The sequence below is a fragment of the Pseudoalteromonas ulvae UL12 genome (assembly GCF_014925405.1).
GTDB classification, from domain to species: Bacteria; Pseudomonadota; Gammaproteobacteria; order Enterobacterales; family Alteromonadaceae; genus Pseudoalteromonas; species Pseudoalteromonas ulvae.
In genome coordinates this window covers 39876-51180 of the sequence record NZ_AQHJ01000028.1, presented here as the reverse complement: position 1 = coordinate 51180, position 11305 = coordinate 39876, and the positions used below count along the sequence as shown (strand labels likewise).

Annotated in this window: 14 protein-coding genes and 2 tRNA genes; 6 read left to right on the top strand and 10 right to left on the bottom strand. The window is 42.8% G+C overall.

Annotated elements, in window-relative coordinates:
* Position 1: 1 nt before the first annotated feature.
* The 6 genes from proQ to PULV_RS10545 form a co-directional block, all read right to left on the bottom strand.
* A complete protein-coding gene (gene proQ / locus PULV_RS10570) occupies positions 2-655 on the bottom strand; it encodes an RNA chaperone ProQ (protein WP_086744937.1) in 654 nt (217 codons plus the stop codon).
* A gap of 15 nt (positions 656-670) precedes the next feature.
* The gene (locus tag PULV_RS10565; protein ID WP_086744936.1) at positions 671-949 is read right to left on the bottom strand and encodes a hypothetical protein; all 279 of its coding nucleotides are present in this window, start codon (positions 947-949) and stop codon (positions 671-673) included.
* The gene (locus PULV_RS10560) at positions 949-1407 is read right to left on the bottom strand and encodes a GAF domain-containing protein (protein WP_086744935.1); all 459 of its coding nucleotides are present in this window, start codon (positions 1405-1407) and stop codon (positions 949-951) included. The genes PULV_RS10565 and PULV_RS10560 overlap by 1 nt, the downstream gene beginning before the upstream one ends.
* Before the next feature lie 169 nt (positions 1408-1576).
* On the bottom strand, positions 1577-1957 hold the full coding sequence (locus PULV_RS10555; protein ID WP_086744934.1) for a hypothetical protein: 381 nt from the start codon (positions 1955-1957) through the stop codon (positions 1577-1579).
* Between the two features lie 126 nt (positions 1958-2083).
* Positions 2084-2174 (bottom strand) — tRNA-Ser (locus PULV_RS10550).
* A 64-nt stretch (positions 2175-2238) separates the two neighbouring features.
* Positions 2239-2329 (bottom strand) — tRNA-Ser (locus PULV_RS10545).
* A 287-nt stretch (positions 2330-2616) separates the two neighbouring features.
* Here PULV_RS10545 and PULV_RS10540 point away from each other — a divergent pair.
* From PULV_RS10540 to nudB, 6 genes are all read left to right on the top strand, one after another.
* Positions 2617-3288 (top strand): Bax inhibitor-1/YccA family protein, encoded by a 672-nt coding sequence (locus tag PULV_RS10540; protein ID WP_193331674.1) that lies wholly within the window; start codon positions 2617-2619, stop codon positions 3286-3288.
* Positions 3289-3344: 56 nt separating this feature from the next.
* Positions 3345-3698: a sulfurtransferase complex subunit TusD gene (gene tusD, locus PULV_RS10535; RefSeq protein ID WP_193331673.1), complete on the top strand. Its 354-nt coding sequence runs from the start codon at positions 3345-3347 to the stop codon at positions 3696-3698.
* Positions 3695-4051 (top strand): sulfurtransferase complex subunit TusC, encoded by a 357-nt coding sequence (gene tusC / locus PULV_RS10530; RefSeq protein ID WP_193331672.1) that lies wholly within the window; start codon positions 3695-3697, stop codon positions 4049-4051. The genes tusD and tusC overlap by 4 nt, the downstream gene beginning before the upstream one ends.
* Positions 4048-4317 carry a DsrH/TusB family sulfur metabolism protein gene (locus PULV_RS10525; protein ID WP_193331671.1) on the top strand — a complete coding sequence of 90 codons (270 nt, stop codon included), beginning with the start codon at positions 4048-4050 and terminating at the stop codon, positions 4315-4317. Before tusC ends, PULV_RS10525 begins: the two co-directional genes overlap by 4 nt.
* Positions 4318-4319: 2 nt before the next feature.
* Complete coding sequence (locus tag PULV_RS10520) at positions 4320-4649, top strand: TusE/DsrC/DsvC family sulfur relay protein (RefSeq protein ID WP_086744929.1); 330 nt, start codon at positions 4320-4322, stop codon at positions 4647-4649.
* A gap of 70 nt (positions 4650-4719) precedes the next feature.
* Positions 4720-5190, top strand: coding sequence for a dihydroneopterin triphosphate diphosphatase (nudB, locus tag PULV_RS10515; RefSeq protein WP_086744928.1), 471 nt, complete (start codon positions 4720-4722; stop codon positions 5188-5190).
* Between the two features lie 74 nt (positions 5191-5264).
* Here the strand turns inward: nudB and prpF are convergent, their stop codons facing one another.
* The 4 genes from prpF to prpB form a co-directional block, all read right to left on the bottom strand.
* Positions 5265-6437, bottom strand: a complete 1173-nt coding sequence (gene prpF / locus PULV_RS10510) for a 2-methylaconitate cis-trans isomerase PrpF (protein ID WP_193331670.1) — start codon at positions 6435-6437, stop codon at positions 5265-5267.
* Between the two features lie 50 nt (positions 6438-6487).
* Positions 6488-9079: a Fe/S-dependent 2-methylisocitrate dehydratase AcnD gene (gene acnD / locus PULV_RS10505; protein WP_193331669.1), complete on the bottom strand. Its 2592-nt coding sequence runs from the start codon at positions 9077-9079 to the stop codon at positions 6488-6490.
* A gap of 132 nt (positions 9080-9211) precedes the next feature.
* On the bottom strand, positions 9212-10336 hold the full coding sequence (gene prpC / locus PULV_RS10500; RefSeq protein ID WP_086744925.1) for a bifunctional 2-methylcitrate synthase/citrate synthase: 1125 nt from the start codon (positions 10334-10336) through the stop codon (positions 9212-9214).
* A 73-nt stretch (positions 10337-10409) separates the two neighbouring features.
* Positions 10410-11288, bottom strand: a complete 879-nt coding sequence (gene prpB / locus PULV_RS10495) for a methylisocitrate lyase (RefSeq protein ID WP_193331668.1) — start codon at positions 11286-11288, stop codon at positions 10410-10412.
* Between the last annotated feature and the right edge of the window lie 17 nt (positions 11289-11305).

Genomic DNA, 11305 nt, shown 5'->3' with positions numbered 1-11305 from the left:
CTTAGATTGAATACAGACTATCAGCCTTAATTTTCACCTGCATACCGGTTGCTAGAATGACGTGGATTTCTTCCTTATTGATTTCTGTAATCGTGCCGTTAATCAGCGCTTGGCCTAGTTTAACTTTAACTAGTTCATTCACTTTAATTTTATCAGCAGGTAAGGCTTCCATCTTTCCAGTACGGCGAGGCGCTTTTTCTTGTTTAGTCTTACTAGAACCTACTTTAGTTCCTTTACTTGCAGAAGTATCTGAAGAATGAGGTTTCTTTTTGTAAGATTTTTTGTCTGCATCTTGTTTTGGACGCTGTTGCTTTTTGCGCTGTGCAAACTTCGCACGGCTTTCTTCAAGTGCTTTAACTGCATGATCAATATGCTCTTGCTCAACTTTTTCACAGTCGTTGCCGTCAAGATCAATGCGGAATTCGTGTTTTGTTACAGCTTCAAGGTAACGCCAATTTGACGTGTATTTACGAAGAGCTTGACGAACTTGTGTTTTACTCACAGTTTCATCGCCTTCAATACGCGCGGCGACATCTTTAAAAATTCCTACTTTAAGCGGCTTTATGCCGTCTTTTTCAGAAAAACAGTTTGGAAACTGCTTATATAGGTAACCTAATACCTCAGTAACATCTTTTAGCTTGTTAGTGGTGTCCATGTTTAAAACCTTTGTTTACATCTTTTCATCAAGTGACGAAAGGACATATTGATTAACCCAGTCGATCAGTTCTTCAAAGTCTGCCTCTAAGATAGCAGTATCTCCTCGAAGAACATCCCAAATGCCAGTAATAATTTCTTCAATCAATTCGCATGATGTGTCTTCAGGAATTTGCTGCCACGCTGCATGAATTAACTCATTCAGATTTTCAGCTACCTGTTCTTCATCACCTTCCCAATCACCAACATCTTGATCAGAATAAAGAAAATCTTGAACGTTTAATAAGTCTTTCATTAAAGCTGTTGCTCAAAAGTACGAATTAATTGCTCGAGTCCCGCTTGGTCCTCAGCATCAAAACGATTGTAAATTGGGCTATCAATATCGAGAACCGCTATTACTTTGTTATCCTTAATAATAGGAATCACAATTTCAGAGTTTGAAGCAGCATCACAGGCGATATGACCCGCAAATTGATGAACATCATCAATTCGTTGCGTTTCATTTAGTTGTGCAGCAGTACCACACACGCCTTTACCAATAGGAATACGAATACAAGCTGGATTTCCTTGAAAAGGACCTAACACCAACTCATCGTCATTATCCACTAGGTAAAAGCCAGCCCAATTAATATCTTCTAAGCTCATGAATAATAATGCACTAATGTTAGCCATATTCGCGACCACATTACGTTCACCAGCAATTAATCCCTCAGCTTGCTGTACGAGAGACTGATAAAATGCATTTTTTTCCATACGGTACAACTATTAAAAAAATAATACAGCTGCTTAAGGTACTCTTTCAAGGAAGGAAATGAAACCTCTAGCGAACAAAAAAACGTTAAAATCAGGCTAAAAAGGTTACTTTGTCTATTTACTAATCAAGCGTTTTGATTCACTCATCGGCCAGACACTTTTATGCATCTTAGACTTGAATGTTTTTTCTAAGCGTAAACAAAAATAAACCGCCAGCAAGGAGTGACATAACAGTGTTGACTAAAAATATCGCCCCACCTGAAGCACTAAAAACATACGAAAACACCGCACCACCTAACATAGCCACAGTTAAAATACTTGAATAAGACACTTTATCACGCTTTATTAAAAACAAATATGCAGGCACCACACACGCAGCCATGGTTAAGCCAACAATATGAGCATTAGACAATGCAGTCATTAAAATTGAAAAAAACAGCTGAGAATCAGCTTGTTCAATACTTAAACAGTAATACACACCAATCATTGATCCCACCAAAATTGGCGACAACAATGAATAAAGAATACTTTTTAAAATGGACGACTTCATAAACAACACTCTTTACTTAAATTAAAGTTAGCATCGCTTATCAGTTATGACTTGCCTAGCAGACAAAAGTCTAATACTGAATTTGAAACAAAAAAAAGCCACTCAATGAGTGGCTGGGGAAGGAAGTGGCGGAGAGATAGGGATTTGAACCCTAGATAGGCTACAAACCTATGCCGGTTTTCAAGACCGGTGCATTCGACCACTCTGCCATCTCTCCGTCATAATACGTGTTGTATATAACTGGTCGGTTGTAACGCCTTGGCACTACAATACAAATTTAGTGGCGGAGAGATAGGGATTTGAACCCTAGATAGGCTACAAACCTATGCCGGTTTTCAAGACCGGTGCATTCGACCACTCTGCCATCTCTCCGCTGCGGGGTGCATATTAGTTAAGTGCCCGCTATTTGTGAAGTGTTTTTTTTCATTTTAGTGTTAAGTGCTCAAAAATCGGCTTGTTTGTTTAATTCCCATGCAATATATTGAAAAAATTCATGCCCTCCCCCACATATCATATTGAACTTTGTCGATAATCAGCGAACTAACTAGATGGTATTTCAGTCGGTTGATTGCTCTGGGCAACAAGACTTGTTAATCTTTACCTGATTTTTATAACTTTGAAACTGACACAGGAACGAGTTTCACACAAGGAGTCCTATTATGGGGTTTAATCACGCTTATACATCCGAGAAATCGGCTAGCTCAATCCTCGATACCAATAAAGTATTACGTAATACGTATATGCTTCTGGGTATGACACTCGCCTTCAGTGCAGTGACCGCCGGTGTATCGATGACACTAAACCTACCTTATTTCATGGGTATCGTGTTTAGTTTGATTTCGTTTGGTTTGCTGTTTGTTGTTAATAAAAAAGCTGACAGTGCATCAGGTATTTTTTGGATTTTCGCTTTTACTGGTTTAATGGGAGCTTCATTGGGTCCATTACTCAACCATTATGCAGCGATGCCAAGTGGCCCAATGTTAATCATGCAGGCATTAGGCTCTACAGCACTGGTATTTTTTGGTTTATCTGCCTATGCAATGACAACGAAAAAAGACTTCTCTTATCTAGGTGGCTTCCTAATGATAGGGTTGTTAGTGGTCATTGTTGCAAGTTTAGTCAACATCTTTATTGGCAGTAGTATTGCCTTTTTAGCGATTAATGCCGCTGTCGTCTTTATTATGTCTGGGCTAATTTTGTTTGACACAAGTCGAATTATCAATGGTGGTGAGACAAACTACATTCGTGCGACAGTGTCTCTTTACTTAAATGTCTATAATTTATTCACCTCAATGCTTCACTTACTTGGTGCATTCGGTGGAGATGATTAATTTTTGAAACCTGTTAAACTAGCCCCGTTATTTCGGGGCTTTTTTATAGGTGAATTTTGGCTAGCTTTGTTCTTTCTCTTCACTCCAGTCAATCTGACTACACAAGCGCGCAAAACTTAATTCAGTTTGCTGATGCGGCATTGGATGCAGATCATTCAATCAAAGCGATATTTCTTTATCAAGATGCAGTGTGGCATGCAAGCCCACACATCGTTACTCCAACTGACGAATATCAACTCAATCAGCAATGGCAACGATTAGCAGGCCGTGATATCCCACTTTTATTATGTGTGACTGCCGCTGAAAAACGCGGGGTGAACCTCACAGCAACCGCCCCGTTTACTGTGGCAGGATTGGCCGAGTTTGCAATGATTACAGCCAAAACTGACAAGTGGATACAGTTTAAATGAAACATATTTTAGTGATTAATCACAGCAGTCCATTTTTACATCAAAACGGCAGAGAGGCACTCGATACGGCGTTGATTTTTGCTGCCATCGATCAGCATGTTTCTGTATTATTTCAAGGCGATGCAGTGCTGTGCCTAAAACCAGACCAACAACCGCAAGCCGCGCAGTTGAAAGATTACTTCAAAACGCTCAAAACATTAGATCTCTACGATGTAGAACATCTCTATGTTTGTCAACAATCACTGGATGACTACCAGCTCCAAACTGAATCACTGTCCCTTGCCGTTACACCACTCAATGCATCTGAAATCAAGACGCTGATTGAACAGCAGGAGCATATCGTCACGTTATGACATTACATATTATTTCAAAAACATCTCAGCATGTATCCTTATACAGGTTAAAGTCGCTCGTTTCAGCTGACGATACCGTGCTACTTATTGCTGATGCCTGCTATGATTTTGCTCGCTATCAACAAATCAATGGGCAACACTTATTTTTGTTGGCACCAGATGCCACAGCGCGTTTATCGACAGATGACCTAGCGCAGCTTAACACCATTACACATTCTCAATGGGTAGAACTAACACTGACTCATCAACAAATTATTTCGTGGTAACTATGCTTATTCATCAACACATTGAAATCGAAACAGATAAAGAGGGCTATCTACTCAATAGCACTGACTGGAGCCAAGACTTAGCTGAACAAATTGCAGAACTTGAGCAAATCACGCTAACCGAAGCACACTGGGAAGTGGTCAATTTTGTCAGAGAGTTTTATATTGAATTTAACACTAGCCCTGCTATTCGCATGTTGGTAAAAGCAATGGCAAAAAAACTCGGCGAAGATAAAGGGAACAGCATGTATCTGTATAAATTATTTCCTAAAGGCCCAGCCAAACAAGCAACAAAAATTGCTGGCTTACCTAAACCTGCCCGATGCATTTAAGCCCAATCTAGCAAGTGCACCAACACTTGCTAGAATCACTCGAGTTCAGTCTCTAAACCCGTTACTATTAATGAATAATTATTTTCAGAGTACTCATGTGCCACATTCAATTTCCTTGCGCCAACCTCTGTCAGTGTTAGTCGTTATCCATACTGTCAATAAATCATGCTTATTAATTCAACGTGCTGACGACCCAAATTTTTGGCAATCTGTCACAGGGGGGATCGAGCATACAGAAACGCCTCTTGAAACGGCTTATCGGGAGCTAAAAGAAGAAACGGGCATCGATGCGCATGCTTTGGGTTTAACAATTATTGATAAGCACAAAACAAATCAGTATCAAATCCGAGATTGTTGGCGCCATCGTTATCACGACAATGCGCTCATCAATACTGAACATGTCTTTACTATATGTGTGCCTGATGAGGTAGCAATTATCCTCGATCCCTCTGAGCACACTGATTATATCTGGCTGCCACAACACGCCGCCGCAGATAAAGTCTGGTCTGAGAGCAACAAAAATGAAATTTTAGCTCTTTAGATTAAAGTGTTTAAACACTGGCTCTATGCATAAAAAAACACCACATAACGTGGTGTTTTTTATAAAAGTAACCGTTACTCTTGTGGGATACGGACCCACCCTTCCATCAGCACCCGAGCGCTGCGACTCATAATTGCACGTTCAACTTGCCATTGCTCATCGACACACAGCGCTTGTGCGCCAACTTTAAGCGTCCCTGATGGGTGACCAAATGTGACAGCCGTACGCTCTTTTCCTCCTGCGGCAATATTGACTAAACTGCCAGGAATTGCTGCCGCGGTTGCGATGGCCACAGCTGCCGTGCCCATCATAGCGTGATGCAGTTTGCCCATAGATAACGCGCGCACATTGACATCAATAGCCGATTGCTCAATGACTTTGCCACTCGAAGAGACATAACCTTTGGCAGGCGCAACAATCGCTACTTTGGGAGTATGTTGGCGGCTTTTTGCCTCATCAAGATCACTAATCAAGCCCATTTTTAACGCACCATGCGCACGAATTGTTTCAAAGCGCGCGAGGATAGCGTCATCATTATTAATATCGTCTTGCAACTCGCACCCTGTAAAACCCAGATCCGAAGCATTTAAGAAAATAGTCGGGATCCCCGCATTGATGAGTGTGACGTTAAATTCACCTACTCCAGGCACCACTAACCGATCAATAATATTACCTGTTGGGAACATCGCCCCTTCGCCATCTGCAGGATCAACAAACGCAACTTCAACTTCTGCAGCAGGAAACGTCACTCCATCTAACTCAAAGTCGCCCGTTTCTTGAACTTGACCATCAGTGATAGGTACCTGAGCAATAATCGTTTTTTTAATATTAGCTTGCCAAATCCGCACAGTTGCCAAACCATTTTCGGGTAAGCGGTCTTTATCAACAAGGCCATTGCTAATTGCAAATGAGCCAACTGCAGCGGTTAAGTTTCCGCAGTTTCCACTCCAGTCAATAAATGGCTTATCAATCGCGACTTGGCCAAACAAATAGTCAACATCGTGATCTGTTTGGGTACTTTTTGACAAAATCACTGTTTTGCTGGTGCTTGATGTCGCACCGCCCATGCCATCAGTCTGCTTCCCATATGGATCAGGGCTCCCAATCACCCTTAATAACAGCGCATCACGGGCAGCCCCTGGCACTTGAGCAGCAACGGGTAAATCGCTCAGGTTAAAAAACACCCCTTTACTAGTTCCGCCACGCATATAGGTTGCAGGAATTTTAATTTGTGGTTTAAACGCCATTCTTGGCCTCCAAAATAGCACGCCTCAAGCCAAGCTTGAGGCAAATAACATTAGGCCTGCTCAGATTCAAGGAAATCTTGCGCAAAACGCTGCAATACACCACCAGCAGAATAAATTGACACTTCTTCAGCGGTATCTAATCGGCACTTAACCGTCACTTCATTTTTTGAACCATCGAGACGATTAATCACTAAAGTAAGCATGGCTCCCGGTGTTGGTTGACCGATGACATCATACGTTTCGGTGCCATTAATGTGGTGGGTATGGCGGTTCTCACCTGCAACAAACTCTAAAGGCAATACACCCATTCCCACTAAGTTTGTACGATGGATCCGCTCAAAACCTTCCGCAACAATCACTTCTACACCCGCTAGGCGCACCCCTTTGGCTGCCCAATCTCGTGAAGAGCCTTGGCCATAATCAGCTCCCGCGATAATAATCAACGGTTGTTTGCGCGTCATATACGTTTCAATCGCTTCCCACATGCGCATTTGCTGCCCTTCAGGCTCTAAACGTGCTAACGAGCCTTGTTTCACTTGGCCGTTTTCGGTCACCATTTCATTAAACAATTTAGGATTAGCAAACGTGGCACGTTGGGCAGTTAAATGATCGCCACGGTGGGTCGCATACGAATTAAAATCGGCTTCAGGCAGCCCCATTTTATCGAGATATTCCCCAGCGGCACTGTTTAACTGAATTGCGTTTGACGGTGATAAATGATCGGTCGTGATATTATCCCCAAGTACCGCTAACGGTCGCATACCTTTCATAGTACGCTCACCCGCTAATGCACCTTCCCAATATGGCGGGCGACGAATATACGTACTTTGAGGGCGCCAATCATACTGCGGATTAATGTGGTCACCATATTCCACTTTTAAGTCAAACATTGGGTTATAAACGCTTCTAAATTGCTCAGGTTTTACAGCACTGGCAACCACTGCATTAATTTCATCATCCGTAGGCCAAATGTCTTTAAGGGTGATCGGCTCACCACTGTGGTCATAGCCTAAAATATCTTTCTCAATATCAAAACGAATAGTGCCAGCAATCGCATAAGCAACCACCAGCGGAGGAGAGGCTAAAAACGCTTGATTTGCATGGGGGTGAATTCGCCCATCAAAATTACGATTACCAGAGAGCACAGCTGTGGTATACAGTTTGCGCTCTAACACTTCTTGTTGAATCACAGGATCAAGCGCCCCACTCATACCATTACATGTCGTACAAGCAAAGGCGACAACACCAAAACCTAAATCTTCTAGTTCTGGCAATAAATTAGCTTCTTCTAAATACATTTGAACGGCTTTTGAGCCCGGTGCCAAAGATGATTTCACCCACGGTTTACGTGTTAAACCTTTTGCATTCGCATTACGGGCTAATAATCCAGCCGCAATCATGTTGCGTGGGTTGCTGGTATTGGTACAACTGGTGATCGCTGCAATAATTACTGCGCCATCAGGCATGTTATCACCATCGCTTTCAACCACGCCGCTAATCCCACGTGCCGCAAGCTCTGTGGTAGGCACACGATTATGCGGGTTAGAAGGACCCGCAATATTGCGACACACACTACTCAAATCAAACTGTAAAGTGCGTTCGTACTGGGCATCTGTACACTCATCAGCCCATAAACCTGTTTGTTTTGCATAAGTTTCAACTAGCTTAACTTGCTCATCTTCACGGCCAGTTAGTCGCAAATAATCAATGGTTTGCTCATCAATATAAAACATGGCTGCGGTGGCGCCATATTCTGGTGTCATATTAGAAATAGTCGCCCGATCACCAAGCGTTAGGTGTTTTGTGCCTTCTCCATAAAATTCAAGATACGAGCTCACCACTTTTTCAGCGCGTAGAAATTCTGTCAATGCCAATACAACATCTGTTGCTGTGATCCCCTCGGCAGGTTTCCCTATCAACTCAACGCCTATGATGTCTGGTAAACGCATGTAAGATGCACGCCCTAGCATCACGCTTTCAGCTTCAAGCCCCCCAACCCCAATGGCAATCACGCCTAGCGCATCAACCATTGGTGTGTGGCTGTCGGTACCCACTAAGGTATCAGGAAAAGCCACTCCGCCTCGGCTTTGGATGACAGGCGACATCCGCTCTAGATTGATTTGATGCATAATGCCGTTCCCTGGCGGGATCACATCGACATTTTTAAACGCGGTTTTAGTCCAATTAATAAAATGAAAACGATCATCGTTCCGGCGGTCTTCAATAGCGCGGTTTTTAGCAAATGCGTCTTTGTCAAACCCGGCATGTTCAACAGCCAATGAGTGATCAACAATCAATTGAGTCGGCACAACTGGATTCACTTTTGACGGATCACCGCCTTTTTCAGCAATTGCATCACGTAAACCAGCCAAATCAACCAAAGCTGTTTGGCCTAAAATATCGTGGCAAACAACACGAGCAGGAAACCATGGAAAATCTAAATCACGTTTGCGCTCGATTAATTGCCTTAGTGAATCGTTAAGCATTTCGGGTTCACAGCGACGCACTAAGTTTTCAGCCAATACTTTTGAGGTATAAGGAAGTTTTGCGTACGCGCCGGCTTCTAATGCGTTAACCGCAGCTTGCGTGTCAAAATAGTCTAAAGAGGTGCCGGGTAAGGGTTTGCGAAATTGGCTATTCATAATATGTTCCAAATAAGTGACGGCGAAATACCAGACGAGGTGAAATACACTTTGTTATGTTGTTGGTGTGACATTTACAACTTGTCAGGCACAAAACAGTGCCCTTATTTGGCAATAAGGGCACACACTTGATTAACGCTCGTTAAGAGGCGTAACTTTACGAGGTTCAGATCCGATATAATCTGCACTTGGGCGGATGATACGGTTGTTGGCACGTTGCTCCATCACATGCGCTGCCCAACCTGTTACCCGTGAGCACACGAAAATAGGCGTGAATAATTTAGTTGGAATACCCATAAAGTGATACGCCGATGCGTGGAAGAAATCAGCATTACAGAATAATTTTTTCGTATCCCACATATATTCTTCACACGCGACAGAAATATCATATAACGATGTATTACCAAATTCATGAGCCAGTTTTTCTGACCACTGTTTAATAATCACGTTACGCGGATCTGATTCGCGATAAATTGCATGACCAAAGCCCATGATTTTTTCTTTGCGTTCAAGCATGCCCGCCATTTGGGTTTTTGCATCTTCAGGAGAAGTAAACTTTTGGATCATATCCATCGCAGCTTCATTCGCACCACCATGCAGTGGACCACGAAGAGAACCAATTGCCCCTGTTACACATGAAAACATATCTGACAATGTAGAAGCACATACACGCGCGGTAAAAGTCGAGGCATTGAATTCATGCTCAGCATATAAAATCAATGATACATCCATTACTTTACGATGCTGCTCTGATGGCGTGTTACCACTGAGTAATTTCAAGAAGTGACCACCGATAGACTCTTCATCCGTTGTACATTCAATCTCGATATTCTCATGACTAAAGCGATACCAATAACACATGATGGCTGGAAACGCGGCCAACAATCGATTAGCCGCGGTGTGTTGCGCTTCAAACGTTGTTTCTGGTTCTAAGTTACCTAAAAAAGAGCAACCGGTACGCATCACATCCATCGGATGTGCATCGGCAGGAATACGTTGTAAGACTTCTTTTAGTGCCTGTGGTAAATCACGTTGCGACTTTAAGGCTGCCTTATATTCGCTCAATTGCGCAGCGGTTGGTAATTCACCATTAAATAATAAGTACGCGACTTCTTCAAACGTGGCATTATCGGCTAAGTCGGATACATCGTAACCACAATAAGTCAACCCTGAACCTGATTTACCCACAGTACACAATTTTGTTTCACCAGCACTTTGACCCCGTAAGCCTGCACCACTTAGTTTTTTATCTGTCATATTAAAGCCCCTAATTTTGTTAGTGTCGTTTGTCTTAATGACACTCATCCTATTGATATATTTTTATACTGCTTTACTTGTTTTTGCCTTCAGCAAACAACGAATCAAGCTTTTGTTCGTAATCGTGGTAACCCAAATATTTGTATAAATCCATGCGTGTTTGCATGCTGTCGACCACAGCTTTTTGATCGCCTTGTTCGAGAATTGACGCATAAACAGATTCTGCTGCTTTATTCATCGCTCTAAATGCTGACAGTGGATAAAGCACCATGCTCACTCCCCATTCGCCTAATTCATCTTTGTTCCAAAGCTCAGTCTGACCAAACTCTGTAATATTCGCTAAAATTGATACATCTAATGCGTCGCTAAAGGCACGATAATGCTCTTCTGTTTTGACCGCTTCGGCAAAAATACCATCGGCACCTGCTGCAACATAGGCTTTGGCTCGCTCAATTGCGGCCTCTAACCCCTCTTGAGCAAACGCATCGGTCCGTGCCATGATAAAAAAGTCCGGATCAGTTCGCGCATCAACCGCCGCTTTAATGCGATCAACCATTTCTTCAGTTGATACAATGGCTTTATTTGGGCGATGACCACAACGCTTTTGAGCTACTTGATCTTCAATGTGACACCCAGCAGCACCGGCTTTGGTCATTTCTTTCACTGTGCGTGCAATGTTAAATGCCCCGCCCCAACCTGTATCAGCATCCACTAATAACGGCAGGCTGCTTGCCGCAGTAATACGGCGGATGTCTTCTAACACATTATCAAGGCTAGTCATGCCAAGATCAGGCAGACCATAAGACGCATTGGCAACACCGGCTCCAGAGAGGTAAATAGCCTGATGTCCCAACTGCTCAGCCATAATTGCGCAATACGCATTAACAGTGCCGACTATTTGCAGTGGCTTGTTTGCTGCGAGGGCAAGTCTGAATTTTTTTCCTGCTGACATGTAAATCTTCTCCTAAG